Origin of the sequence: Polynucleobacter sp. 78F-HAINBA (genome assembly GCF_018882325.1) — a bacterium.
In the GTDB taxonomy this organism is placed as follows: Bacteria; Pseudomonadota; Gammaproteobacteria; order Burkholderiales; family Burkholderiaceae; genus Polynucleobacter.
Window position 1 is genome coordinate 152,764 of sequence record NZ_JACVOQ010000002.1, and the last position, 26,061, is coordinate 178,824.

19 protein-coding genes and 4 tRNA genes are annotated in these 26,061 nt (G+C 46.2%); 5 read left to right on the forward strand and 18 right to left on the reverse strand.

Features of this window, described 5'->3' with window-relative positions:
• Positions 1–7 precede the first annotated feature (7 nt).
• Both ICN11_RS02890 and hyi read right to left on the reverse strand, forming a co-directional pair.
• Positions 8–904, reverse strand: a complete 897-nt coding sequence (locus tag ICN11_RS02890; RefSeq protein ID WP_216229067.1) for a 2-hydroxy-3-oxopropionate reductase — start codon at positions 902–904, stop codon at positions 8–10.
• A 15-nt stretch (positions 905–919) separates the two neighbouring features.
• Positions 920–1,702, reverse strand: a complete 783-nt coding sequence (hyi, locus tag ICN11_RS02895) for a hydroxypyruvate isomerase (RefSeq protein WP_216229068.1) — start codon at positions 1,700–1,702, stop codon at positions 920–922.
• Positions 1,703–1,854: 152 nt separating this feature from the next.
• On the opposite strand from hyi, the gene ICN11_RS02900 reads away from it, so the two are divergent.
• Both ICN11_RS02900 and ICN11_RS02905 read left to right on the forward strand, forming a co-directional pair.
• A complete protein-coding gene (locus ICN11_RS02900; protein ID WP_216229069.1) occupies positions 1,855–2,454 on the forward strand; it encodes a hypothetical protein in 600 nt (199 codons plus the stop codon).
• A gap of 37 nt (positions 2,455–2,491) precedes the next feature.
• The gene (locus tag ICN11_RS02905; protein ID WP_255539864.1) at positions 2,492–3,316 is read left to right on the forward strand and encodes a M48 family metallopeptidase; all 825 of its coding nucleotides are present in this window, start codon (positions 2,492–2,494) and stop codon (positions 3,314–3,316) included.
• Between the two features lie 55 nt (positions 3,317–3,371).
• Here ICN11_RS02905 and ICN11_RS02910 read toward each other — a convergent pair.
• The 4 genes from ICN11_RS02910 to gltX all read right to left on the reverse strand — a co-directional run bounded on the left by ICN11_RS02910 (position 3,372) and on the right by gltX (position 5,182).
• Positions 3,372–3,448: transfer RNA gene (locus ICN11_RS02910), tRNA-Asp, on the reverse strand.
• Between the two features lie 57 nt (positions 3,449–3,505).
• A tRNA-Glu gene (locus ICN11_RS02915) sits at positions 3,506–3,581 on the reverse strand.
• Positions 3,582–3,621: 40 nt separating this feature from the next.
• Positions 3,622–3,697 (reverse strand) — tRNA-Ala (locus ICN11_RS02920).
• Between the two features lie 81 nt (positions 3,698–3,778).
• Complete coding sequence (gene gltX / locus ICN11_RS02925) at positions 3,779–5,182, reverse strand: glutamate--tRNA ligase (protein WP_216229071.1); 1,404 nt, start codon at positions 5,180–5,182, stop codon at positions 3,779–3,781.
• 68 nt (positions 5,183–5,250) lie between these two features.
• On the opposite strand from gltX, the gene ICN11_RS02930 reads away from it, so the two are divergent.
• Positions 5,251–6,216, forward strand: coding sequence for an Hsp33 family molecular chaperone HslO (locus ICN11_RS02930; RefSeq protein ID WP_216229072.1), 966 nt, complete (start codon positions 5,251–5,253; stop codon positions 6,214–6,216).
• Positions 6,217–6,223: 7 nt separating this feature from the next.
• On the opposite strand, the gene ftsB is transcribed toward ICN11_RS02930, so the two are convergent.
• From ftsB to ICN11_RS02950, 4 genes are read right to left on the reverse strand one after another with little or no spacing between them, the layout of a single operon-like run.
• Positions 6,224–6,550 (reverse strand): cell division protein FtsB, encoded by a 327-nt coding sequence (ftsB, locus tag ICN11_RS02935; protein ID WP_216229073.1) that lies wholly within the window; start codon positions 6,548–6,550, stop codon positions 6,224–6,226.
• A gap of 19 nt (positions 6,551–6,569) precedes the next feature.
• Positions 6,570–7,856, reverse strand: a complete 1,287-nt coding sequence (gene eno, locus ICN11_RS02940; protein WP_216229074.1) for a phosphopyruvate hydratase — start codon at positions 7,854–7,856, stop codon at positions 6,570–6,572.
• 34 nt (positions 7,857–7,890) lie between these two features.
• Positions 7,891–8,754 carry a 3-deoxy-8-phosphooctulonate synthase gene (gene kdsA / locus ICN11_RS02945; protein WP_216229075.1) on the reverse strand — a complete coding sequence of 288 codons (864 nt, stop codon included), beginning with the start codon at positions 8,752–8,754 and terminating at the stop codon, positions 7,891–7,893.
• A gap of 9 nt (positions 8,755–8,763) precedes the next feature.
• Positions 8,764–10,425, reverse strand: a complete 1,662-nt coding sequence (locus tag ICN11_RS02950) for a CTP synthase (protein WP_216229076.1) — start codon at positions 10,423–10,425, stop codon at positions 8,764–8,766.
• Between the two features lie 388 nt (positions 10,426–10,813).
• Here ICN11_RS02950 and ICN11_RS02955 point away from each other — a divergent pair, with 388 nt between their 5' ends.
• Entirely contained in the window at positions 10,814–13,399 is a 2,586-nt protein-coding gene (locus ICN11_RS02955; RefSeq protein WP_216229077.1) for a bifunctional aconitate hydratase 2/2-methylisocitrate dehydratase, read from the forward strand.
• A 74-nt stretch (positions 13,400–13,473) separates the two neighbouring features.
• Here the strand turns inward: ICN11_RS02955 and ICN11_RS02960 are convergent, their stop codons facing one another.
• Genes ICN11_RS02960 through ICN11_RS02970 form a run of 3 tightly spaced genes read right to left on the reverse strand, consistent with a single transcriptional unit; the run spans position 13,474 to position 18,988 of the window.
• Positions 13,474–14,250, reverse strand: a complete 777-nt coding sequence (locus ICN11_RS02960) for a spermidine synthase (protein WP_255539865.1) — start codon at positions 14,248–14,250, stop codon at positions 13,474–13,476.
• Between the two features lie 4 nt (positions 14,251–14,254).
• Positions 14,255–18,286, reverse strand: coding sequence for a phosphoribosylformylglycinamidine synthase (gene purL / locus ICN11_RS02965; RefSeq protein WP_216229078.1), 4,032 nt, complete (start codon positions 18,284–18,286; stop codon positions 14,255–14,257).
• 21 nt (positions 18,287–18,307) lie between these two features.
• On the reverse strand, positions 18,308–18,988 hold the full coding sequence (locus ICN11_RS02970) for an ABC transporter ATP-binding protein (protein WP_216229079.1): 681 nt from the start codon (positions 18,986–18,988) through the stop codon (positions 18,308–18,310).
• 25 nt (positions 18,989–19,013) lie between these two features.
• Between ICN11_RS02970 and ICN11_RS02975 the strand changes: the two genes are divergently transcribed.
• Positions 19,014–19,664, forward strand: a complete 651-nt coding sequence (locus ICN11_RS02975; RefSeq protein ID WP_216229080.1) for an arylesterase — start codon at positions 19,014–19,016, stop codon at positions 19,662–19,664.
• Positions 19,665–19,666: 2 nt separating this feature from the next.
• Here ICN11_RS02975 and ICN11_RS02980 read toward each other — a convergent pair whose 3' ends face one another.
• From ICN11_RS02980 to clpP, 5 genes are all read right to left on the reverse strand, one after another.
• A complete protein-coding gene (locus ICN11_RS02980; protein WP_216229081.1) occupies positions 19,667–21,133 on the reverse strand; it encodes a peptidylprolyl isomerase in 1,467 nt (488 codons plus the stop codon).
• Between the two features lie 105 nt (positions 21,134–21,238).
• Positions 21,239–21,314, reverse strand: a tRNA-Val gene (locus ICN11_RS02985).
• A 118-nt stretch (positions 21,315–21,432) separates the two neighbouring features.
• On the reverse strand, positions 21,433–23,865 hold the full coding sequence (gene lon / locus ICN11_RS02990; RefSeq protein WP_216229082.1) for an endopeptidase La: 2,433 nt from the start codon (positions 23,863–23,865) through the stop codon (positions 21,433–21,435).
• Positions 23,866–24,043: 178 nt separating this feature from the next.
• Positions 24,044–25,405 carry an ATP-dependent Clp protease ATP-binding subunit ClpX gene (gene clpX / locus ICN11_RS02995; RefSeq protein WP_216229083.1) on the reverse strand — a complete coding sequence of 454 codons (1,362 nt, stop codon included), beginning with the start codon at positions 25,403–25,405 and terminating at the stop codon, positions 24,044–24,046.
• 26 nt (positions 25,406–25,431) lie between these two features.
• Positions 25,432–26,061 (reverse strand): ATP-dependent Clp endopeptidase proteolytic subunit ClpP, encoded by a 630-nt coding sequence (gene clpP / locus ICN11_RS03000; protein WP_216229084.1) that lies wholly within the window; start codon positions 26,059–26,061, stop codon positions 25,432–25,434.

Here is a 26,061-nt window from a genome sequence, read left to right on the forward strand (position 1 = left end):
ATCTTTTTTAAGCCTTCTGACCAATTTCAAAGCTCGCCATTTTTTCTAAGGCCTTGACCATCGCTGAATGATCCCAGGCATTGCCGCCATGGGCGCTGCAGGAGTTCAACAATTCTTGAGCGGTTGCAGTGTTGGGCAAGGAGACACCTAAGGCTTTAGCGCTACTAAGTGCAAGATTTAAATCCTTTTGATGAAGCTCAATCCTAAAGCCAGGATCAAATGTGCGTTTAATCATTCGCTCACCATGAACTTCTAAAATCTTAGAGCTAGCAAAACCGCCCATTAAGGCTTCGCGTACTTTCGCTGGGTCAGCACCAGCTTTAGAAGCAAATACCAGCGCTTCAGCAACTGCTTCAATATTTAAAGCCACAATAATTTGATTGGCAACCTTCGTGATTTGGCCGGCACCATTGGCACCAACCAAAGTAATGTTTTTACCCATTAATTCAAATACAGGCTTTACTTTTGCAAAGGTCGCATCGCTGCCACCCACCATAATTGTGAGGGTTGCACCTTTAGCGCCAAGCTGACCACCCGAAACAGGTGCATCCAGATACTCACATCCAAGGGCATTAATCTTTTGAGCAAACTCCTTTGTTGCGATGGGTGAGATGGAGCTCATATCTACAACAATCTTGCCCTTACTCAATCCAGATGCAATACCGTTTTCGCCAAATAAAACTTTTTCAACATCGGGGGTATCTGGAACCATCGTGATGATGATGTCTGCCTTGCTAGCAACTTCTGCAGGACTAGAACATGGAATCGCAGCACTGTTAGACAACTCATCCGGAATCTTACTTCGGGTATTGATAAATACTTCGTGACCGGCAGCAACCAGGTGACCTGCCATAGGTGCGCCCATAATTCCGAGACCAACGAAACCTAGCTTTAACTTACTCATAATGTCTTCCTAGTTTTATTCTTGTTCGTATTGGCTCATCCACCCAAGACCTGCCTCAGTGGATTTCAGGGGTTTATATTCACAGCCAATATAGCCGTCGTAACCAAGGCGGTCTAACAGACCAAAAAGATATTCGTAGTTGATTTCTCCGGTGCCTGGCTCATTGCGGCCTGGGTTATCGGCCAGTTGAATATGCGCTATTCGGTTGAGGTGCTTTTGAATGGTGTTACCCAACTCGCCCTCCATGCGCTGTGCATGATAGATGTCGTATTGTAGAAATGCATTATCAGCACCAACAGCATTCAAAATGGAAATTCCCTGCTCCGTCTTAGAGAGATAAAAGCCAGGAATGTCGAACGTATTAATTGGCTCAATTAATAGCTTTAATCCAACCTTCTTCAGTTCACTGGCTGCATATTGAAGGTTGGATACAAAAATATCGTGAAGTATTTTTAGATCAGATCCTGCCGGAGCCTTCCCAGCAAGACAATTTAATTGGGGTACCTCAAGAATGGCGGCGTACTCAATGGCTTTAGCGACCCCAGACCTGAACTCAGCAACGCGATCGGGTAAACAGGCAATTCCTCGCTCACCTGCGCTCCAATCGCCAGCAGGGAGATTGTGGAGCACCAGCTTTAGGGCATTGTTATCTAAGGCAGATTTAATCTCTTGAGCATCAAATTCATAAGGGAAGAGAAATTCAACAGCTTTGAACCCACCAGTTTTGGCAAGAGCAAAGCGTTCCAAAAATGGAACTTCATTAAAAAGCATCGTGAGGTTAGCTGCAAAACGGGGCATCTCATTCCTTTTGATCAAGGCGCTACAAAAGAACTGATGTTATCAAAGAAGTCTATAAATTTCCTTGAGCGCCAAAGGATGGCGTTTTAGGTCAAATTGGGGATAAAAATACGCTAATATCTCTATAGAAGTACTTAATATTAAGGAAAGTTATGAAAATTAAATTCGCCCCAATTACCCTCGTAGCCGCAGCCCTACTTTCAGGCCCAGCACTTGTTATGGCTCAAACACCTACCGCAGCAAATGCCGTAGTTGTGGACGCAGCTGTCACTGACAATGTTTTCCAGTTATATGAAGGCACGGTTACCAAGATTGATAAGAAAACTCGCACGATTTTCTTTAAAAACAACGAAGGTGAATCTAAATTTGTTGCTGGCCCAGAGATCAAGAGTTTTGATCAAATCAAAAAAGGTGATCGACTAAGTGTTACTTATGAATTGGCTGTAGCAATTGAGTTAATCAAGACTAAGAGCGATGGCATTCGTAGCAAAGTAGAAACTTCATCAGAAGTAGCCTCCAAACCTGGTGAAAAGCCAACTCGCACAATTACCAACACCACAACGATCATTGCTGACATTGTTGCGGTTGACCGTACCAAGAAATTGGTTTCCGTTAAGGGTCCAAGTGGAAAAGTTACTGTGTTGACAGTTAAGAACCCACAATTGCTAGCCGATGTGAATGTTGGCGAACAGGTTAAGGTAATTTATTTTGATGCTATGGCCGCATCCATTACTGCGCCTAAAAAGAAATAAGGCATCAAGTAATTCGTTGTAAATGCAGGGATCGCACTTGAGCATTCGTATCTTTTGGATCCTTGCGGTTTCTGCCATCCTCTCGGCTTGCGCTAACACCACCAGGCCTGGAGCTGTCGGTGTAAATCGGTCGCAATTCATGATGGCTTCTTCAGAGGACGTTAATCGCCTCTCTGCCGCAAGTTATAGCGAGCAAAATCAAAAAGCAAAAGAAAAAAATATACTGGTCACGTCAGGACCCACCTATGATCGCTTGAAGTTCATTGCGAATCGACTCATTCCGCAGACCGAGGCATTCCGAGATGACACTAGACAATGGGATTGGCGCTTAACCCTCATTGATGAGCCAATACTAAATGCTAGCTGCGCACCAGGCGGAAAGATTACCTTCTACACGGGGATCATTGAAGAGCTCAATCTCACTGATGACGAAATTGCTGCCATCATGGGCCATGAAATCGCTCACGCCCTAAGAGAGCATGGCAGGGAGCGAGTTTCTCAAGCCGCAGCCCAAAATATCTTAGTCAATATCGCTATGGCAGTAGCTGGGCCATATGGATCGGCAGTAAGCGCCGCCAACCAAGTGGCTCAATACGCAATTGTTCTGCCGAACTCTAGAGAAAATGAGTCAGAAGCTGATGCAATTGGTTTGGAGCTAGCCGCAAGAGCTGGTTACAACCCAATGGGCGCAATCACCGTTTGGCAAAAAATGTTGAAGGCGACTAAAGGTAATAGTTCACCAGAGTTCTTATCCACCCACCCTTCTGGTGAAACTCGAATTGAGCAATTGACTGCACTGATGCCTTCGGTTGAACCTCTTTATAAGGCTGCACCAAAACCATCGCGTACTAAGAAGATTTAAAGGAATGCCCTTGAAATGAAAAAAGCCCCTTATGCAGGGGCTTTTTAAACTTACTTGGCGGAGCGGACGGGACTCGAACCCGCGACCCTCGGCGTGACAGGCCGATATTCTAACCAACTGAACTACCGCTCCAAGTACATCGCATGCTACTTGTGTCACTTCATACTACTCACAACTAGCCAAAAATTTTGGCGTCCCCAGGGGGATTCGAACCCCCGTACTCACCGTGAAAGGGTGATGTCCTAGGCCTCTAGACGATGGGGACCTGGACTACTGCTAAAACTAATGCTGCTATTTTAAATGCTTGGTGGAGATAAGCGGGATCGAACCGCTGACCTCTTGCATGCCATGCAAGCGCTCTCCCAGCTGAGCTATACCCCCGTAATCTCGCTAAAAATCTACAAGACACTCAAAACAATCCAAGATTTTATCCTATTTTTGTAAGAGGACGCAAATTCTGTCTTAGACGACCTTGGAGAGCCTTTCTACAGCTTCATCCTTACCCAAAACAACCAAGACGGAATCAATGGCTGGAGTCTGAGTTGTAGCAAATAAGGCGTAACGGACAGGCATTGCTAACGCTGGCATTTTGATCTGATGCTTGGCTAAAACTTCTTTAAAAGCTGCTCCATAAGCAACTTTTGTATGCTCCGCAGACTTAATCGCTTCGATCAAATCTTTTAATGCTGGAATGATTTCAGCTGAGATATTTGCGGCAATCTGCTCAGGATTGTGCGTCGGTGCCGGCAAGTAAAAAAGCTTCGCTCCCTCAGCGATTTCAATCAGCGTGTTTGCGCGATCTTTCAGGAGTGCAACTACTTGAACAAAGTCTGGACCCTTTTCCGTATCAATACCTAACTCATGTGCAAAAGGCTTGGTAGCATCTGCAAGGACAGCTGGATCTGCATTCTGAATATATTGATGGTTCAACCAAAGCAGTTTTTCAGGATTGTGTTGCGCGGGTGATCTACCAAGGCTATCTAAGTCAAACCAATTCACAAACTGCTCTTTAGTAAAGATCTCCGCATCACCATGAGACCATCCTAATCGTGCAAGGTAATTCAGAATGGCTTCGGGCAAGTACCCTGCTTTTTGGTAATCGCGAACACTCATGGCGCCATTACGCTTACTCATTTTTTCACCGGAGTCATTTAAGACTGTTGGCAAATGGGCGTATACCGGCGGTATACCGCCGAGTGCCTTCATGATGTTAATTTGGCGAGGCGTGTTATTCACATGATCATCTCCACGAATGACGTGGGTAATGTTCATATCAAGGTCATCCACCACAACGCAGAAGTTATAGGTTGGCGTGCCATCAGGACGAGCAATCACTAAATCGTCTAACTCATCGTTGCTAATTTCAATCTTGCCTTTAACTGCGTCATCCCAGATAACGGATCCGCCAATGGGATTCTTAAACCGAATCACCGGCAAAACACCCTCTGGAACTTCTGGCAAAGTTTTACCAGGCTCTGGACGCCATTGGCCGTTATAGCGCGGCTTTTCCTTGTTGGCCATCTGTTGATCGCGCAGCTTATTGAGCTCTTCTTCGCTCATATAGCAAGGATAAGCAAGGCCAGCATCTAGCATCTGCTTAACAACTTCGCGATAGCGATCAATGCGTTGCATTTGATAAATTGGGCCTTCATCTAAATCTAGACCAAGCCAGGCCATACCCTCAATGATGACGTCAACCGCTTCCTGAGTGGAACGCTCCACATCGGTATCCTCGATGCGCAAAATAAAATCGCCTTTGTTATGACGGGCAAAAGCCCATGGGTACAAAGCGCTGCGAAGGTTGCCCAAGTGAATGAAGCCCGTTGGACTGGGGGCGAAACGTGTACGTATATGCATAAATGCCATTATCTCAGGTCGGCCTAGGATTTCATCATTTAGCACCCTGACCCTCAAAAAAGTGGATACTTTCACCTATGAACGAATTACTTGTATTTATGTGCGATGGCGCCCCGGTCCGCGGGGAAATTGTTTCCATTAGCAGCGCCTGGCAGGCCGTTTTAGAGCGCCGTAATGATCCCCCTGTAATACGACGAATCCTAGGTGATTTTGTGGGTGCAGCGACGCTTTTAAGCGCCAGCCTCAAATTTGATGGGACTTTGATTATTCAAGCTCAAAGCAAGGGTCCTATCCAACTTCTAGTAGTTGAATGCAAATCTGATCTGACAATGCGAGCTACCGTAAAGCTGTCTGTTGATGCAGCCAGCATCGATCCTGAAGCGACCTTAGGCGAGCTTCTGGATGCAGACAATACGGGGCGACTGGTGATCACTCTTGATCCATCTGACCGTCAGCCCGGTCAACCGCCCTATCAAGGCATTGTGGCCCTTCAGGAGCATCGTGGTACGGTCATTAAGCCAGTGACTAGCGCTGCTGAAGCTATCGCTCTATACATGCAAAATTCAGAGCAGCTAGATACTCGTATTTGGCTAGCATCAAACGATACCCATGTTGGTGGATTGCTTTTGCAACGGTTACCTGATTCTGGCGGCCATGCGCATCTAGATCCTCAGCTTGCCGCAGAGGGATGGACGAGAATTCAGACGCTTGGTGAAACCATCACCAATGAAGAGTTATTGACCCTACCCCCGGAAACCATTCTCCGCCGTCTCTTTTTAGAGGAATCTGCCGAAAGTGGTGTTCGCAGCTTTCCGGCACGCGCTGTTCGCTTCGGATGCCGGTGCTCCCGCGCTAAGGTGGCTGATGTCCTCAGAATGCTAGGCGAAGAAGAAGTTGAAAGCATCCTTGCCGAACAAGGTGCTGTAGAAACTGAGTGTGATTTTTGCGCTAAAGCCTATCGCTTTGATGCCGTTGATTGCAGGCAAGTATTTAAAACAGACTTATTGGCCGACGCTACAAGACCGCCATCAAGCGGACATTAAGCAGTAGTTATTGCTTTGTAGTTGTTGGTTTCACGCCATCCGCAGCATTGGCGGCTGACTTTTCGGTTGGCAGAATTTGTACGAAGAACTCGCCTTCCTTAAGCATGCCGTGCTCAACACGAGCGCGCTCTTCAATGGCGCGAGTGCCGTCTTTTAAATCCTTTACATCACCAGTAAGTTTTGCATTACGTAAGCTCAGCAAGCTATTTTTGGCTTGCTGAAGCTCAAGCTGTTTCTCCATCTCGTAAACTTTAAGCCATCCACCCTTGCCCAACCACAGTGGGTACTGTATTGCGATAAGCAATAGCAGCATAGAGTAGATGACGATCCGCATAAAAAAATGAAGCTGTTATTTAGCGTTTGAGGTTATAAAAAACAGATTTACCAGGATAAGTAGCTACATCACCCAAATCTTCTTCAATACGCAGCAATTGGTTGTACTTGGCAATGCGATCAGAGCGAGACAAAGAGCCTGTCTTAATCTGGCCAGCATTGGTGCCAACAGCAATATCAGCAATCGTGTTGTCTTCTGTTTCACCAGAGCGATGAGAGATGACTGCAGTGTAATTAGCACGCTTCGCCATTTCAATCGCTGCAAAGGTCTCAGTCAATGTACCAATTTGATTGATCTTAATGAGAATCGAATTTGCAATGCCCTTCTCGATACCTTCTTTAAGAATGCGAGTGTTGGTAACAAAGAGATCGTCTCCAACCAATTGGATTTTCTTACCCAATTTTTGAGTAATGTCAGCCCATCCATCCCAATCACTCTCATGCATTCCATCTTCAATAGATACGATCGGGAATTGGTCAGCTAAGTTGCCGAGGTAGTCTGAGAATTCACTTGAGGTCAGTTGCAAGCCTTCGCCTGATAAGTGGTACTTGCCATCTTTGTAAAACTCACTAGCAGCGCAGTCCAAAGCTAATAAAACATCTTCACCGGCTTGGTAACCAGCGCCTTCAATTGCCTTCATGATGGTCTGCAAGCACTCTTGATTACTCTTGAAGTTTGGTGCAAAACCACCCTCATCTCCAACGGTAGTTGGCATGCCCTGCGCACCTAAAATTTTCTTCAACTCATGGAAGATTTCTGCGCCACAACGTAATGCTTCACGGAAACTTTGAGCACCGACAGGCATCACCATAAATTCTTGAATATCCAAGCTGTTATTGGCGTGAGCACCGCCATTAACGATGTTCATCATTGGTACCGGTAATTGCATGCCGCCTGATCCGCCAAAATAGCGATACAGAGGCAAGCCAGCCTCTTCTGCAGCAGCACGTGCCACAGCCATAGAGACGGCTAAAGTTGCGTTAGCGCCTAAGCGAGCCTTGTTATGAGTTCCATCTAATTCAATTAAGGTGTGATCAAGGAAAGCTTGTTCACTAGCATCTAGACCCAAGATCGATTCAGCAATCTCGATATTGATATTTTGAACCGCCTTGAGAACGCCCTTTCCCAGGTAACGCGCTTTATCGCCATCACGGAGCTCAATGGCTTCACGTGACCCTGTTGAAGCGCCTGAAGGCACTGCTGCGCGCCCCATAACGCCAGACTCTAGCAATACATCGCACTCAACCGTTGGGTTGCCGCGTGAATCTAAAACTTCTCTACCGATGATGTCAACAATGGCGCTCATGCACCTTCTCCTAAGTAAAAATGAATTTGGGGAATTACTTAAAACTATCTTCTAAAAATGATCCGGGCTTCTTAACAACAGAATCAATTGCAACTAAAGATTCCAGCAGTTCTTTCATACGGTTTAGCGGTACAGCATTTGGGCCATCAGAAAGGGCTTTAGCTGGATCTGGATGCGTCTCCATAAATAGCCCGCTGATGCCTACCGCAACAGCAGCGCGAGCCAATACAGGAACAAACTCCCGCTGCCCGCCACTCGCATTACCTTGACCACCAGGAAGCTGAACTGAATGGGTCGCATCAAAAACAACTGGTGCCTTTGCTTCACGCAAAATTGCCAAGCTACGCATATCGGAAACAAGATTGTTGTAACCAAAAGAAGCGCCACGTTCGCAAACCATAAACTGATCCGCTAGGTTCATTTCTGCAGCTGCTGCACGCGCTTTATCAATGACGTTCAGCATTTCATGTGGAGATAGAAACTGACCCTTCTTAAAATTCACTGGCTTGCCGCTTTGTGCGCAAGCTCGAATGAAATCAGTCTGTCTACATAAAAAGGCTGGCGTCTGAAGAACATCTACCACTTTTGATACGGGAGCAATTTCGCTGATGTCATGGATATCGGTCAAAACCGGTACGCCAATTTCACGTTTTACACGCGCCAGAATCTCGAGCCCTTTTTCCATGCCTAAGCCTCGGAAAGAGGTGCCAGATGAGCGATTGGCTTTATCAAAAGATGACTTATAGATAAATGGAATACCTAGTGCAGAAGTAATTTCTTTGAGCTCGCCAGCAATATCTAAAGCAGATTGTTCGGACTCAATAACGCAAGGACCCGCAATCAGAAAAAAGCGGTGATCCAATCCAACATCAAAACCACATAACTTAAATGCACTCATGATGATCTCCTAGGCTGCCTGCTTTTGGGAAGCAGCTTGATGAACCAATGATGCCTTAATGAAAGCAGAGAACAATGGATGTCCATCACGCGGAGTGGATGTGAACTCAGGATGGAACTGCACTCCAAAGAACCAAGGGTGCATTCCGCTAGGCAACTCCATCATTTCAGGCAGGGACTCGTTAGGAGTTCTAGCGGAAATAATCAGACCAGACTTCTCAAGACGCGGTACGTAGACGTTATTCACTTCATAGCGATGGCGGTGACGCTCATTCACTTCAGAGCCATAGATTTCATGAGCCAAAGTGCCGTCTTTAACGGGGCAACGTTGTGAACCTAAACGCATGGTTCCACCAAGATCAGAATCATTGGTGCGCTTCTCAACGCGACCTTCACGATCGACCCACTCAGTAATCAAAGCCACAACTGGACTCTCTGTCTCAGGATCAAATTCAGTACTGTTTGCCTGCGCAATATTAGCAACATGACGCGCAAATTCGATCACAGCTAACTGCATACCCAAACAAATGCCTAGGTAAGGAACATTGTTCTCGCGGGCATAACGAATGGCGGCAATCTTACCTTCGGTGCCACGTTTACCAAAACCACCAGGGACTAAGATTGCATCTAGATTCTGAAGGCAGTCAACACCATCTTTTTCAATGACTTCAGAGTCAATGTAATTGATGTTGACGCGTGTGTGATTATGAATACCTGCGTGACGCAAAGCTTCGATCAATGACTTGTAGGATTCCGTTAACTCAACATACTTACCAACCATACCGATGGTGACTTCGTGCTGCGGATTAGCTAACTCATAAACCAAGTTTGCCCAAACAGATAAATCTGCAGGCTTAGCCTCAATATTTAATTCACGACAAATTAAATCATCCATACCCTGGGCTTGTAGCATCTCAGGAATCTTGTAGATAGTGTCAACATCCCAAACTGAAATAACAGCCTCTTCACGTACATTGGAGAAAAGTGAGATCTTTGCGCGCTCATCTTCCGGAATTGGGCGGTCTGCGCGACACAGGAGAACAGTTGGCATGATGCCAATTTCACGCAACTTCTGAACAGAGTGTTGGGTCGGCTTTGTTTTTAATTCGCCAGCGCTACTCAAATAAGGCACCAGAGTAAGGTGAACGAAAGCACAGCTATGTTTTGGCATGCGAATGCTCATTTGACGAGCTGCCTCAAGGAATGGCAGGGATTCGATATCACCCACTGTTCCACCGATTTCACAAATAGCAATATCGGCTTTGCCGTCGTGACTTGCTTTCGCACCGCGCTCTACAAATGCTTGAATTTCATTCGTAATATGAGGAATAACTTGAACTGTCTTACCCAGATATTCACCGCGTCGCTCTTTGCTAATGACGGATTCGTAGATCTGACCAGTTGTGAAGTTATTACTCTTACGCATTTTTGCGGAGACAAAACGCTCGTAATGCCCAAGGTCGAGGTCAGTTTCAGCGCCGTCTTCAGTAACAAAGACTTCGCCATGTTGAAGCGGGCTCATGGTCCCAGGGTCAACGTTGATATAAGGGTCTAATTTTAGGAGGGTGACTTTCAGGCCGCGGGATTCAAGAATCGCGGCAAGCGAGGCAGCTGCGATTCCTTTCCCTAAAGAAGAAACCACACCACCAGTGACAAAAACGTATTTGGTCATCGCTTAAGCTCTGTTGGAAAAAGTAATTATAACGATAGCGTCTCTGTCTGGATAAATTCCTAGGTCACCCAATAACTCTCAGGCTGCTAGCCAGTCCAGTGAAAAATTTGCCTGTTTAATAGGCAACTTCTTGCCACTCAGACTTCTTTCGCAAACTCAAAATCCACCATCACTCCAGGCCCAATACCCTTTTTGCAATAGTGTTGAATTACTGAGAATTATCGGTTTATCCCAATTAACCCCTATTTCGCCCTCAAATGAGGCTTTTTTGAGAACTTTTAACAATTAAGTCTTATATAAGACATGAATTAGCAATTACAATAGACTGGATAGGGAATAAAGCCCTGCTGAGCCTTAAGTTGATAACTCTTACCCGATAGGAAATACGATGCTAGAAGCCTACAACGCCCAAGTTGCCGAACGCGCAGCCCTTGGAATTCCAGCCCTCCCCCTGACTAAAGATCAAACTGCCGAACTGGTTGGTTTGCTCAAAAATCCTCCAAAGGGTAAAGAAGCAGAATTACTTGAACTCATTACCAATCGCGTTCCTGCTGGTGTTGATGAAGCGGCTAAAGTTAAAGCAGAATTTTTGGATGCCGTCGCTAAAGGGACTGAGAAGTCCCCTTTGATTTCACGCATTAAAGCTACTGAGCTTTTGGGCACTATGCTCGGCGGCTACAACATTAAGCCTTTGGTTGAATTGCTCTCCGATTCAGAGTGCGCAGCTACTGCCGCCGCCGCTTTGAAAAAGACTTTGTTGATGTTTGACTATTTCCATGATGTACAAGAATTAGCTGAAAAAGGTAATGCAGAAGCTAAAGGCGTTCTGCAAAGCTGGGCTGATGCCGAGTGGTTTACGAGCCGCGCCGCTGTTCCAGAAAGCATGAAGCTCACCGTATTTAAAGTCACCGGTGAAACCAATACCGACGACCTGTCACCTGCTCCTGACGCATGGAGTCGTCCAGATATTCCGTTGCACGCAACGATCATGCTGAAGAACCCACGTCCAGGCATTGAACCCGATGAGGCTGGTGTTCGTGGCCCAATGAAGCAAATTGAAGCTCTCCAAAAGAAAGGCAATCAAATTGCCTACGTTGGTGACGTTGTTGGTACAGGATCTTCACGTAAATCTGCAACCAACTCTGTGTTGTGGTGGACTGGTCAAGATATTCCATTTGTTCCGAACAAGCGCTTTGGTGGTGTTTGCTTGGGTACAAAGATTGCTCCAATCTTCTTTAACACCATGGAAGACGCTGGCGCATTGCCTATCGAGTTAGACGTTTCCGATATGAATATGGGTGACGAAATTGAACTCCGTCCATACGAAGGTAAAGCATTTAAGAACGGCAAAGAAATTGCTGCCTTCTCACTCAAGTCACCAGTAATTTTGGATGAAGTTCGTGCAGGCGGTCGTATTCCTTTGATCGTCGGTCGTGGCCTCACTTCTAAAGCACGCGCAGCACTTGGCTTGCCAGCTTCTACAGAATTCCGTATCCCTGTTAGCCCACCTGATAACAAAAAAGGTTTCAGCTTGGCGCAAAAGATGGTTGGCCGCGCTTGTGGATTGCCGGAAGGTCAAGGCGTACGCCCGGACACTTATTGCGAGCCACACATGACTACAGTCGGCTCACAAGACACCACTGGTCCAATGACCCGTGATGAATTGAAAGACTTGGCTTGCTTAGGCTTCTCTGCAGACTTGGTAATGCAATCTTTCTGCCATACATCCGCATATCCAAAGCCAGTAGACATTCGCACTCACCATGAGTTGCCAGCGTTTATGACTAACCGTGGCGGCGTTGCATTGCGTCCAGGTGATGGCGTGATCCACAGCTGGTTAAATCGTTTACTCTTGCCAGATACCTGCGGTACTGGTGGTGATAGTCATACCCGCTTCCCAATCGGCATCTCCTTCCCTGCTGGCTCTGGCTTAGTTGCCTTTGCTGCCGCTACTGGCGTAATGCCCTTGGATATGCCTGAGTCTGTATTGGTTCGCTTTAAAGGAAAAATGCAGCCCGGCATTACTTTGCGTGACTTGGTTAATGCAATTCCTCTATATGCCATCAAGAAAGGCTTGTTGACTGTTGAAAAACAAAACAAGAAGAACGTATTCTCTGGTCGCATCTTAGAAATCGAAGGTTTGCCTGATCTGAAAGTTGAACAAGCATTTGAATTATCCGATGCTTCAGCAGAACGTTCAGCTGCTGGTTGTGCAATTGCTCTCAGCAAAGAGCCGATCATTGAATACATGCGCTCTAACATCACTTTGATGAAGTGGATGATTGCAAATGGCTACGAAGATAAGCGCACTTTAGGTCGTCGTATCAAAGCAATGGAAGCGTGGATTGCTAAACCTGACTTGCTCAAGGCTGATGCAAACGCTGATTACGCCGAAGTAATCGAAATCGATATGAGCGAGATTAAAGAACCAATCCTAGCTTGCCCTAATGATCCAGACGATGTGAAGTTCTTATCTGAAGTTTCTGGCGAGAAAATCGATGAAGTATTTATCGGCTCTTGCATGACAAACATCGGACACTTCCGTGCAGCAGGTCAAGTTCTTCAGGGTAAAAAGGATATGCCTACTCGCCTATGGGTGGCTCCTCCAACCAAGATGGACCAGATGATTTTGACCGAAGAAGGCTATTACGGCATTCTGGGTGCTACAGGTGCCCGCATGGAAACTCCAGGCTGCTCACTCTGTATGGGTAACCAGGCTCAAATCCGTAAAGGCTCTACAGCAGTCTCCACATCAACACGTAACTTCCCGAACCGTTTAGGTATCGACACTCGTGTGTATCTCGCTTCTGCTGAGCTTTCAGCGGTTGCAGCGCTCTTGGGTCGCCTACCAACGCCGCAGGAGTATTTTGAGCAAGTTGAGTCATTGAACGCTAAATCTGGTGAAGTTTATAAGTACATGAACTTTGACAAGATTAAGTCATTCAGCGATGTTGCTGACACAGTAACAATCTAAGTATTAATAGCCCCGATGTTTGGGGCAATAAAAAAGGCGATCAACCGATCGCCTTTTTTCTTATCTAAATTTGCCTAGATGCAGAGCTTATTTTCTTGATGGGCATTCTCACGATTCAAACCAGAAGCCCAGGTATTGGTTGGCAAGCCAGTTTTTTCCATGATTAATTTGGCGCGCTTTGAGACTTCCTTCCACTCAACATCTAATTGCGGACCTTTAAAAGCAATCGCAACAACGTTACAGTCATGAGACTCTGGAAACAGAAGGACTCGATTATCAAATGCTTCACAGATATTGTTTAAATTGATATCAAAGCTCTTGTGACGAGAAAACAAATTCACCGTTAGTACGCCGGGTGACTTGAGAATGTCGTAACAGCCTTTGTAGAATTCTAAGGAGCTAGCAGCCGGGCCATCGCAAATAGCGTCATATAAGTCAACCTGAACCGCATCAAAGCGATCCTGATTCTTCTTGTTCTGAACAAAAGCCTTGGCATCGGCTTTCAATGTCTCTAGACGGCGATCATCATCAGGAGTGAAGAACATGCTGCGAGCAGACACAATCACAGCAGGATTGAGTTCAACAACTGTAGTTTTTACAGCTGGGCAATAACGATGAGCAAACTTTGTCAGAGCGCCAGTTCCTAAGCCAAGTTGAGCAATTCTCATGCCAGGCTTAGTTTCCAAAAACAATAACCAAGCCATCATTTGCTGGTTGTATTCCAGATAAATCTCATCTGGATCACGAATGCGCATTGCACCCTGAATTAACTCGCTACCAAAGTGCAAATAGCGCACTCCACCACTCTCAGAAAATGTAACTGGCTCCATCGCCATAGATGAATCTGGCATTAGATTACTTTGCCCAGACTCTAGCGTTGCGGAATAATCGCATCCATGGGCTTGCTCCATCTGGTGTGTCGAGCCATTCACTTGGTGCCCAGCTCATCTGCACCGCCCTAAAGACGCGCTCAGGATGCGGCATCATGACCGTGAAGCGACCATCTGGAGTAGTAACGCCAGTTAAACCACCAGGCGAACCATTTGGATTCATTGGGTAGGTTTCAGTAGGGTTACCTTGGTGATCCACAAAACGGAGAGCAGCCAACCCTTGTTTCTGAAGCGCCTCTAAATTGCCTTGTTGGCTAAAGTTAGCAAAGCCCTCGCCATGCGCAATAGCGATAGGTAGCTGACTTCCTGTCATACCCTGGGTAAAGATGGAAGGCGATGCCATCACTTCAGCCATCACCAATCGAGCCTCGTACTGCTCGGATTGATTGCGGGTAAATTTAGGCCATGCTTCAGCACCAGGAATAATTCCTGCTAGATTGCTCATCATTTGGCAACCATTACAGACACCTAAAGCAAAACTATCTTGGCGATTAAAGAATGAGGAGAACTGATCGCGTAATTGAGCATTAAAGAGGATAGTTTTCGCCCAACCCTCGCCTGCCCCCAATACGTCTCCATAGCTAAATCCACCGCAGGCAACCAGGCCACGGAAATCATCTAACTTGGATTTACCAGAAAGCAGATCTGACATATGAACGTCATAACTATCAAAGCCAGCCCAATTCATGGCATAAGCCATTTCTACATGAGAATTAACACCCTGCTCACGCAAGATAGCGACTTTAGGTCTAGCATTCTTATTAATGAATGGTGCTGCAATATCTTCCGCAATATCAAATGTCAGCTTTGGTGACATTCCAGTATCGGCAACGTTATCGAGTAGCGCAAACTCACTATCAGCACAATCTGGATTATCGCGTAAGCGAGCAATCTGATAACTCGTGTTAGCCCACATCTTTTGCAGGACTTCACGTGGTTCAGCAAAGATATTTTTTGCATCACGCCAAATTTCAATCCGGCCATTGGTATTTGGTTTTGCAATCACGTGACTGAACGCGCTCAGGTTCAATTTACGCAAAACAGCAAATACAGCATCCCGATCAGCTTTGCGAATCTGAATTACCGCACCAAGCTCTTCATTAAATAAAGCGCGCATGGTTTGCTCATGACGTCGACCAGATACCTGTTGCGCCCAGTTCTTAGCGTCACCCCAGTCAGCCTCTTGCCCAACATCAACAGCAATCATGTCGACATTCATTGAAATGCCGGTATGCGATGCAAATGCCATCTCTGCAATACAGGCGAACAAGCCGCCGTCAGAACGGTCATGGTAAGCCAGCAACTGATCTGCTTTGCGCAGTTCAATGATGGAAGTAGCAAGTGCCTTCAGATCATCTGGGTGATCTACATTCGGAGCTGATTTACCAGATTGATTGAGTACTTGAGCAAGAATGCTTCCAGCCATGCGGTTTTTACCGCGACCTAAATCAATCAAGATCAATTCAGTTTCTAATGCTGCGCCAGATTCATCTTTGAGTTTAAGCAAAGGCGTTGTAGTTTTACGAACGTCCTGAACTGCAGCAAAAGCAGAAATAATTAAGGAGACTGGAGAAACCACTTTTTTGGCTTGATCGCCCTCCTGCCATGCAGTAGCCATAGATAGAGAGTCTTTACCAACCGGAATAGAAATGCCAAGTGCTGGACATAAATCCATCCCAATTGCTCTAACGGAGTCATACAGCTTTGCATCTTCTCCGGGTGCACCACAAGCAGCCATCCAATTAGCAGAAAGCTTAACGTCTTCTAAGCGACGAATGTCCGCAGCCAATAGATTAGTAATGGCTTCACCAACTGCCATCTTGGCAGCGGCTGGTGCATCAATCACGGCCAATGGAGTACGCTCGCCCATGGTCATAACTTCACCACGGTAGCCCTTGTAATCCATCAAGGTAACTGCACAGTCAGCAACAGGAACTTGCCATGGCCCAACAAATGGATCACGAGTATTGAGACCACCAACGGTACGATCGCCGATAGTAATCAAGAATGATTTACTAGCAACTGTGGGTTGCTGCAGAACCCAAGCAATGCATTGGGCAAGATCGGCGTCAGTGACATTTAATTCTTCAAACTCTTGTGCCACACGCGTCACATCACGATGCATACGTGGCGGCTTGCCTAGCAATACTTCCATTGGCATATCAATGGGCATTGCAGCATCGGTACCAGTAGTTTCTTTACTGTCGCTTAGCTGAAGTTGACGCTCAACTGTTGCTTCACCCACTACGGCAAATGGGCATCGCTCGCGCTCACAGAGTGACTTAAACAGCTCCAGATCTTTAGCCTCAATTGCTAGAACATAACGCTCTTGAGATTCGTTACACCAAATCTCTGCAGGACTCATGCCGCTTTCCTCAAGCGGCACTTTGCGCAACTGAAATTGGGCGCCTAAGCCGGCACCATCAGCTAGCTCTGGAAATGCATTGGAAATACCACCCGCACCAACATCATGAATTGAAACAATAGGGTTACTCTGACCCATTGCAATACAAGAATTGATCACTTCTTGTGCACGGCGTTCCATTTCTGGGTTACCGCGTTGGACAGAATCAAAATCTAAATCTGCAGTATTGGTTCCGGTTGCAACAGAACTACCAGTTGCGCCACCCATACCAATACGCATACCAGGGCCACCTAATTGAATAAATAAGTGCCCCGCTTTAATTTGCTTCTTTGCAGTATGAATTGAATCAATGCTACCGATACCACCAGCAATCATGATGGGCTTGTGATAACCGCGACGAACACCTTCTAAGGTTTGCTCAAAGACGCGAAAATAACCACCGAGAATGGGACGACCAAATTCATTATTAAATGCGGCGCCACCTAATGGACCATCAATCATGATCTGTAGTGGTGTGGCAATACGCTCTGGCTTGCCGTACTTCTCAGACTCCCATGGCAAACCGGTGCCAGGGATATTGAGGTTTGAAACAGAGAAGCCAGTAAGGCCTGCTTTAGGACGCCCGCCGACACCAGTCGCACCTTCATCACGAATCTCGCCACCAGCACCTGTAGAGGCGCCCGGAAATGGTGCAATTGCCGTTGGGTGATTGTGAGTCTCCACCTTCATCAAGGTATGTACTAAACGTGTGTCTTTTTCGTAACGACGACCCTCACCTTTGGGGGACCAAGTTTCTGACTCGGCTCCCACCATCACTGCTGAGTTGTCGGAGTAGGCCACGATCGTGCCTTCTGGCTGAAGTTGATGCGTATTGCGAATCATTGCAAATAGGGATTTCTCTTGATCATCCCCATCGATAGTCCAACTAGAGTTGAAAATCTTATGACGGCAATGTTCACTATTCGCCTGGGCAAACATGATCAACTCAACATCGCTCGGATTACGTTCTAAGCGAATGAAATTCTCAACGAGATAAAGCACCTCATCTTCCGATAAGGCGAGACCTAAGTCTTGATTTGCTTTATCTAGTGCAGCTCTGCCCTCAGTTAATACTGGGATGCGGACAAATGGGCGATCAGGCAGAGATTGATATAAAGCACTAGCTTCATTGATATCTGAGATAACAGCCTCAGTCATACGATCATGTAATGCAGCCAACACCAGCTGATCTTGTTCTGTGCTGAGTGCTTTTTTACTCTGCCAAGCATACTGAACGCCACGCTCAATACGTAACACTTGAAGCCCGCATTGACGTGCAATATCTGTTGCTTTACTAGCCCATGGAGAAACTGTGCCAAATCGGGGAATAGCAATCGCAGATTGTTTATCGGCGGCTTTGCTGAATAAGGAGCCGCCCTTCAGCTGAGATTTAAAAGGTTGGCCGTAAGTCAGAAGACTCTCGAGCACCTCTTTATCTTTGGCACTGAGTTCTGACTCAGACCAAACGAAATGAAGGTATTGAGCCTCTATGGACTCAAGTTGAATTCCTTGGGCTGCGAGCGAAGCTAAAAGTCGCTGTTGGCGGAAGGCTGAAAGGGCATTTGCCCCGGGCAAGCAACAGAATGATGACATGGCAAGATTATAAGGTTTTGCTTAAGCCAGGCGCCCGCCCTGAAGACTCAATTGGCGTCCGCACCGAGCAGCTAAGGCTGGATCGTGGGTCACCAGAACCAGGGTTGAAGAATTCTCCCGATTTAGCTCAAAAAGGAGCTCAATCACCCTATTTCCGCTAGCTTCGTCCAGGCTCCCGGTAGGCTCATCGGCAAACAGAATGGCGGGCTTATTAATGAAAGCTCGGGCTAGCGCCACCCGTTGCTGTTCACCACCTGACAGCGTCTTAGGAAAGTGATTGGCTCTCAGGCTTAAGCCAACCTTTTCTAGCCATTGATTAGCCTCTAGCCTGGCTTTAGCATGGTCTACGCCTGCCATCTCCAAGGGAAGCATGACGTTCTCTAGGGCCGTTAGGTGTGGCAACAGCTGGAAAGACTGAAATACAAAGCCAACGAACTGACCACGCAAACGTGCCCTGCCATCTTCATCCAAGAGATTAAGGCTTTGCCCCATTAAATCAATTTGCCCCGAGCTTGGCAGATCTAAACCAGCCAAGAGGCTTAACAAGGTACTCTTTCCAGAGCCGGAAGCGCCAATAATTGCCACACTTTCACCTTGCTCAATTTGAAAACTCAAGTCGTGCAAAATAGCCAGGTCACCATCAGCCGTATTTACCAGCTTGCCAACGCGATCGGCAACAATGGAATTAGACTGTTTGTTCATGTGAAAATTTTCTAGAGTGGAAAAAATGTGGATTCAGTTTTTAACTGTGAATAAATTCATTACAGGGCTATTTTGCCTTGTATTAAGCATTTCTTCTTGGGCACAAGTAAAGCCAGTAGTCCTGATACTGGGTGATAGCCTTTCTGCTGAATACGGCCTGCCGCGTGGCACGGGGTGGGTCACCCTGCTCCAAGAGCAATTAGCCAAAGATCAAAGTCCGTGGAACGTTTTTAACGCCAGCATTAGCGGAGAAACTAGCTCGGGTGGCCTGAGCCGCCTCCCCAATCTCTTGGATCAGAAAAAACCAGGAATTGTGCTTATAGAGCTGGGGGCAAATGATGCCTTGCGAGGATTGCCTGTAAATCAAACCGAAGCCAATCTTCGCAAGATGATTCAGGTGAGCAAAAAATCGGGTGCAAAGGTTTTGCTCTGCGGCATACAGATTCCTTCGAACTATGGCCAAACCTACACCATGCAATTTAAGAATCTCTACCCCTTGCTTGCAAGTCAAGAGCGTATCGAGTTAATGCCATTTTTCTTAGAAGGCGTTGCCACAAAACCAGAATTGTTCCAGGCGGATCGCCTACATCCCAATGTGGCGGCACAAAGCGTTATCTTTAAAAACGTATGGGGCTCAATGGCCCCATACAGTAACTTACTTAAAAAACTGCCTTAGTTTTAACTGCCCGCACTACCTGCGCTTGCTTGCTTGAGCGGGTTGATGACTTTAACGCCAGCGCTATTACGCCAATAGCCCATAAAGCCAGCAAATTCGGCTTGCGCAGCCAGCGCTTGAATCTGTTGCGCCTGAGCCTTATGTACCTTGGCATCAACTGCAGGTGGCTGACGAACTTGATCAATACGATAAATCGTAGTGCCAACACCTGGATTGGCAACCGAAACTACAGCCGGCAAGTTGCTTGCATTAACAGACATAACTTCATCCATTGATGGACCAACTAAGCTGCCGGGCTTATTGCGTGAGATCCAGCTAGGACTTGAGAAACCAGCGGCATTCTTCGGATCTTTTTCAAGTGCGGCTAATTTCTCGCTTGCAGCAGAAATGGCCAATTTCTCTGCAGCACGTTGGCTAACTTGACGCTTCACTTCTGCTGCAACCTCGCTATACGGCAAAATTTGTGCTGGGTGCAAAGTAACTACCCGAGCAGATACAAATACACCTGACGCCGTTTGAACAGCTTCAGTATTGCGCTTGTTCTTGAGGGACTCATCACCATAAAGAGACTGCATCACCTTAGGATTAGCCAAGGGATGATCTTTGGATACGCCTGGCGCACCACCACGAGTCACACCCTTCTGGGTTTGAATGCTGAGCTTTAATTTATCAGCCGCAGGCTTTAAGCTGTCAGACTGGTCGTAAGTCATATTCGCAAACTGATCTGCCTTTTCATTAAAGGCTTTGGAGTCTTCTTTTGGATCTGCTTTGAGAACAATGTACTCAACATCAATGTATTCAGGACGCTCAAATAATTTTGCATTAGCTTCATAAAAAGCCTGCAGCTCTTCAGCACTTGGATTCACTTTAGATAAATAATCTTTAGCGTTGAACTGCAAAGCCTGAACTTGTCTTTCGGTCTCATACAAAGATGAAACAATCTCAGATAATTTTGGGCTTGCCAGTTCTGTACGCGCAACTGAGTTAACTAACTGCTGAATTTTTAAGTCAAAGCTTTGACCGGCATAGAACTGCTCTTCATTCATGCCGTTGCTTGCCAATAACTGCTTAAAGCGAGCATCATCAAATGTGCCATCTTGACGATATAAAGCACGAATCTGAGGAATCTTTTGCAGACTATTCACAAGCTCTTGCTTACCCACTTGCAAGCGCAGGTCGCTCACCGCAAATCCTAAGATACGCTGCTGGAGCAACTCATTCAAAATTGCCTGACGAAACGGCAGACTTTGAGCAATTTGCATGTTTCCGCCAACACGCTCAGCCTGACGCTTAGCAGCCATATCCACTTCTTGCGCAGTAATTGGTTTGCCATTCACCTTAACAATATCCGTTTCTTTATCCATAAATCCGGAATAGCTGGAGATGCCGAACAAGGCAAAAGAAGGAACAATAAACAGCATCAATACAAACTGTAGAATTTTTTGGTGCTTACGTACGGAATCAAACATGAATTAATCGCTCGAAAATAAAGTCAATAATGCGAGTGTACTAGGCAGAAGGTCTAGAGGAACTAGAAAGCCTATAAGAGGAAAAGCGAATGCGATTTGGGAAACTGGTGGGCGCTGACGGGATCGAACCGCCGACATTCTGCGTGTAAGGCAGACGCTCTACCATCTGAGCTAAGCGCCCCAAATTAATACAGACGAGATTGTAACCTAGTGCGGGAATAAAAGAGGGATTCTTCATCAGAATGGACTTAAATAAACCGTTCAATATGACTCAAAATCCCTCAAATATCCCCTAGACATCAATGCTTTAAGGCTTCACCAGAAGAAATCTTTTCATTGGCTTTGCTAGCTTCAGCAGCCCTTTTAGCGAGCTCTTCTGGTGTTGGATCCGGTAAAGCAACTGGTTTTCGCTCTAAAGCCAACTCCAGAACTTTATCAATCCAGCGGACCGGAACGATTTCAATCGCATTCTTGACGTTATCCGGAATATCGATCAAATCTTTGACGTTTTCCTCTGGAATTAAAGCCAGTTTGATACCACCACGATGCGCTGCCAATAGTTTCTCTTTCAGGCCGCCAATGGGCAATACTTCACCACGCAAAGTAATCTCACCCGTCATGGCTACATCAGAGCGAATCGGTATACCTGTAAAGACAGAAACCAAGGCCGTTGTAATGGCAATACCAGCCGATGGACCATCCTTAGGCGTCGCGCCATCTGGGAAGTGAATATGAATATCTTTCTTCTCAAAAGCCTCATCCGCAATTCCCAAGGCTCTCGCTCTAGAACGAACCACAGTCTTAGCCGCTTCGACAGATTCTTTCATTACGTCGCCAATGGAGCCGGTACGAGTGATGACGCCCTTACCTGGCATCACTGCCGCTTCGATGGTCAATAGATCACCGCCAACTTCGGTCCAAGCCAAACCAGTTACCTGGCCAACTTGATTCTCTTTTGCAGCAAGACCAAAGTCATACATCTTCACAGAAAGGAACTTCTCAAGATTGTCAGCATTCACAGTGACTGGTGCAGCCTCTTTCTTGAGGAGAAGCAACTTCACTACCTTACGGCAGATCTTGCTGATTTCACGCTCTAAGGAACGAACACCAGCTTCACGTGTGTAATAGCGAATCATGCTGCGAACAGCGGATTCTTCAATCTTCAATTCATCTTTTTTGAGACCATTATTTTTAATCTGTTTAGGGATTAAATAATTGATGGCAATGCTGGTCTTCTCATCTTCCGTGTAACCAGCAAGACGAATGATTTCCAAGCGATCCAATAAAGGACCAGGAATATTCAAGGAGTTAGATGTTGCAACAAACATCACATCGGAGAGATCAAAGTCAACCTCAACATAGTGATCTTGGAATGTGTGATTTTGCTCTGGGTCCAAAACCTCTAGCAATGCACTTGCTGGATCGCCGCGGAAATCCATGCCCATCTTGTCTACTTCGTCCAAGAGGAATAAAGGATTGCGTACGCCCACTTTAGTCAAGCTAGATAGAATCTTGCCCGGCATAGAGCCAATATAAGTGCGGCGATGACCACGAATTTCAGACTCATCACGCACACCACCCAATGCCATGCGAACAAACTTACGGTTGGTTGCGCGGGCAATAGATTGACCTAGAGAAGTTTTACCAACACCAGGAGGCCCAACTAAACAAAGGATCGGAGCCTTGACGCGTTCAACACGTTGTTGAACTGCGAGGTATTCCAGGATGCGTTCTTTCACTTTATCAAGTCCGTAATGATCTTCATCCAATACTTTTTCAGCATTGGCTAGATCATTATTGATCTTGGTTTTCTTCTTCCATGGAAGCGTCACCAAAGTATCAATGAAATTACGAATCACGGTTGCTTCAGCAGACATTGGTGACATGAGTTTGAGTTTCTTCAACTCAGACTCAGCCTTCTTCAATGCCTCTTTAGGCATACGGGCAGCCTTAATGCGCTTCTCAAGCTCCTCGAGATCGGCACCCTCTTCACCCTCGCCTAATTCTTTTTGAATAGCTTTAACTTGTTCGTTTAAGTAGTACTCGCGCTGACTCTTCTCCATCTGACGCTTTACACGCCCACGAATACGCTTCTCAACCTGCAAGATATCGATTTCACTTTCAAGATCAGCCAAGAGACTTTCTAAGCGTTGCACTACATCCGTCATTTCCAGTAAACGCTGTTTCTGTTCGAGCTTAACTGGGAGATGTGCGCAAATCGTATCCGCCAAACGGCTTGGGTCATCAATGCCACCAAGTGAGGACAGAATCTCTTGAGGAACTTTTTTATTCAGTTTTACGTACTGATCAAACTGAGCCATGATGGCACGACGCAAAGCCTCAGTCTCGTGCGCATCCAATGCTGACATTGGGCTTGGGCTAGCTTCACAGCAGAAATAACCCTGGCTATCTTCAACCTGACTTACTTCAGCGCGCTGTACGCCCTCAACTAATACCTTTACGGTACCGTCGGGCAGCTTGAGCATTTGCAGGATGTTGGCGATACAGCCAACCTCATAGAGATCCTCTACGCCAGGCTCATCCTTGGCGGCAGTCTTTTGAGCTACTAAAAGTACATTTTTGCCAGTTTCCATGGCAGCTTCTAGCGCTTTGATTGATTTTGGACGGCCCACAAACAAGGGGATGACCATGTGCGGAAACACTACGACGTCTCTTAAAGGGAGAAGTGGCAGTTGAATAGGTTCAGAGGGTAGTAATAAGTGGCCAGGCATGGGGCAATTCCTCCAAAATAGTCGTTCCGTAAAAATCTCTAAAAATGCCGTACTACTACATAGGGACATTATTTAGGAATAGGATACTACCTATATGGGTGCCACCAAGTGAAAAACAAGGGGTAAATATGCAAAAAGTGAGCGAAAACCCTGTGAAAACAGCAAAAAATAGCAAAAATTAGGCTTTTTTGCTCATTTCTGTGGATTCGTCACCCTGCTTGTAGGCCAAAATAGGCTTTCCGCCCTCAGCGATGGTATTTTCATCGATGACCACCTTTTGAACATTCTTCAAAGATGGCAGGTCATACATGACATCCATGAGGGATCCCTCAAGAATAGAACGCAGGCCGCGTGCACCGGTTTTGCGTGCAATAGCTTTCTTGGCGATGGCTGACAATGCCGCTGGACGAACTTCAAGCTCAGAGCCTTCCATTGTTAAAAGCGCCTGATACTGCTTTACAAGGGCATTCTTAGGCTCAGTCAGGATCTGAATTAAGGCAGTTTCATCCAATTGCGCCAAAGTTGCTACAACCGGCAAACGACCAATCAACTCAGGAATGAGGCCAAACTTAATTAAATCTTCTGGCTCCACTTCGATTAAGAGGTCGCTAACACCGCGATCATCCTTACCTGGAACCGTGGCATTAAATCCAATGCCAGTCTTCGCAGTACGTTGTTGAATGACCTTCTCAAGACCGTCAAATGCACCGCCGCAGATAAATAGGATATTGGTCGTATCAACTTGCAAGAAATCTTGGTTCGGGTGCTTACGTCCACCTTGAGGAGGCACAGAAGCCATCGTACCTTCAACCAGCTTTAACAAGGCTTGCTGAACGCCCTCGCCTGATACGTCGCGAGTAATGGATGGGTTATCTGATTTACGGGAGATCTTATCGATCTCATCGATATACACAATACCGCGCTGTGCTTTTTCTACGTTGTAGTCACAAGCTTGCAATAACTTTTGAATGATGTTTTCAACGTCTTCACCAACATAACCCGCTTCGGTTAATGTTGTGGCGTCAGCCATTACAAATGGCACGTCCAACATACGCGCTAAAGTTTGGGCTAACAATGTTTTACCCGAGCCGGTTGGACCGATCAGCAAAATATTACTCTTTGCCAATTCAACACCATCAACCATGGCTTTGGCAGGAGTCTTAGATTCCTTTTTGTCGGCAGCCTCAACAGGCTTACCATCTTTATCAAGCTTCTCTTTTTTAGGTTTTGGCAAATACTGCAAACGCTTGTAGTGGTTGTAAACCGCTACAGCTAAAGTCTTCTTCGCATGGTCCTGACCAATCACGTACTGATCTAAGTTCTCGCGAATCTGGTGTGGTGTTGGTAAAGCATCATCGTCCTCAGCCTTAGGAAGCTTAGCGAGCTCTTCTTGAATGACGTCGGTGCATAAGTCGATACACTCATCGCAAATAAAAACAGAAGGTCCGGCAATCAGTTTCTTTACTTCATGCTGACTCTTGCCGCAGAAAGAGCAATACAGAACTTTATCTGCGCTATTGGTAGTATTTTTATCGCTCAAGGTGGCTATCTAAAAATGAATAGGTATTAAGGACGCTTATCAATCACTTTATCGATCAAGCCATACTCTTGAGCCTGATCTGCAGACATGAAGTTATCGCGATCAGTGTCTTTAGCAATCGTTTCAATTGATTGACCAGTGCGATCCGCCAAAATCTTGTTCAAGCGTTCACGTAAGTAAAGAATCTCACGAGCTTGGATTTCAATATCAGAAGCTTGGCCACGTGCGCCACCTAATGGCTGATGAATCATCACGCGGGAGTTAGGTAATGCATAACGCTTACCCTTCTCACCAGCACACAACAAGAACGCACCCATGCTCGCAGCCATACCCATACACAAAGTGCTGACGTGTGGCTTGATAAATTGCATTGTGTCGTAGATAGCCAGACCAGCGGAAACAGAGCCGCCAGGAGAGTTGATGTACAGAGAAATTTCTTTATCTGGATTTTCACTCTCAAGAAATAGCAACTGGGCAATCACTAAATTTGCAGTTTGATCATTTACTTCGCCAACCAAGAAAACTACACGTTCTCTGAGTAAGCGAGAGTAAATGTCATAGGCTCTCTCACCTCGACCAGAGGTTTCAATCACCATTGGAACTAAACCCAAAGCTTTAGGTTCTAAATTCTCAGACTGGAAATGATTCTGGTTCAT

What these genes read in the sequence shown, in the direction of transcription:
- ICN11_RS02930 (WP_216229072.1), top strand. Translation starts at nt 5,251, where the DNA reads ATGAACGAATTACTTGTATTTATGTGCGATGGCGCCCCGGTCCGCGGG.
- ICN11_RS02900 (WP_216229069.1), top strand. Translation starts at nt 1,855, where the DNA reads ATGAAAATTAAATTCGCCCCAATTACCCTCGTAGCCGCAGCCCTACTT.
- clpP (WP_216229084.1), bottom strand. Translation starts at nt 26,061, where the DNA reads ATGAACCAGAATCATTTCCAGTCTGAGAATTTAGAACCTAAAGCTTTG.
- ICN11_RS02980 (WP_216229081.1), bottom strand. Translation starts at nt 21,133, where the DNA reads ATGTTTGATTCCGTACGTAAGCACCAAAAAATTCTACAGTTTGTATTG.
- lon (WP_216229082.1), bottom strand. Translation starts at nt 23,865, where the DNA reads ATGCCTGGCCACTTATTACTACCCTCTGAACCTATTCAACTGCCACTT.
- ICN11_RS02970 (WP_216229079.1), bottom strand. Translation starts at nt 18,988, where the DNA reads ATGAACAAACAGTCTAATTCCATTGTTGCCGATCGCGTTGGCAAGCTG.
- ICN11_RS02960 (WP_255539865.1), bottom strand. Translation starts at nt 14,250, where the DNA reads ATGCCAGATTCATCTATGGCGATGGAGCCAGTTACATTTTCTGAGAGT.
- ftsB (WP_216229073.1), bottom strand. Translation starts at nt 6,550, where the DNA reads ATGCGGATCGTCATCTACTCTATGCTGCTATTGCTTATCGCAATACAG.
- ICN11_RS02890 (WP_216229067.1), bottom strand. Translation starts at nt 904, where the DNA reads ATGAGTAAGTTAAAGCTAGGTTTCGTTGGTCTCGGAATTATGGGCGCA.
- gltX (WP_216229071.1), bottom strand. Translation starts at nt 5,182, where the DNA reads ATGGCATTTATGCATATACGTACACGTTTCGCCCCCAGTCCAACGGGC.
- ICN11_RS02950 (WP_216229076.1), bottom strand. Translation starts at nt 10,425, where the DNA reads ATGACCAAATACGTTTTTGTCACTGGTGGTGTGGTTTCTTCTTTAGGG.
- ICN11_RS02955 (WP_216229077.1), top strand. Translation starts at nt 10,814, where the DNA reads ATGCTAGAAGCCTACAACGCCCAAGTTGCCGAACGCGCAGCCCTTGGA.
- ICN11_RS02975 (WP_216229080.1), top strand. Translation starts at nt 19,014, where the DNA reads ATGTGGATTCAGTTTTTAACTGTGAATAAATTCATTACAGGGCTATTT.
- purL (WP_216229078.1), bottom strand. Translation starts at nt 18,286, where the DNA reads ATGTCATCATTCTGTTGCTTGCCCGGGGCAAATGCCCTTTCAGCCTTC.
- eno (WP_216229074.1), bottom strand. Translation starts at nt 7,856, where the DNA reads ATGAGCGCCATTGTTGACATCATCGGTAGAGAAGTTTTAGATTCACGC.
- hyi (WP_216229068.1), bottom strand. Translation starts at nt 1,702, where the DNA reads ATGCCCCGTTTTGCAGCTAACCTCACGATGCTTTTTAATGAAGTTCCA.
- kdsA (WP_216229075.1), bottom strand. Translation starts at nt 8,754, where the DNA reads ATGAGTGCATTTAAGTTATGTGGTTTTGATGTTGGATTGGATCACCGC.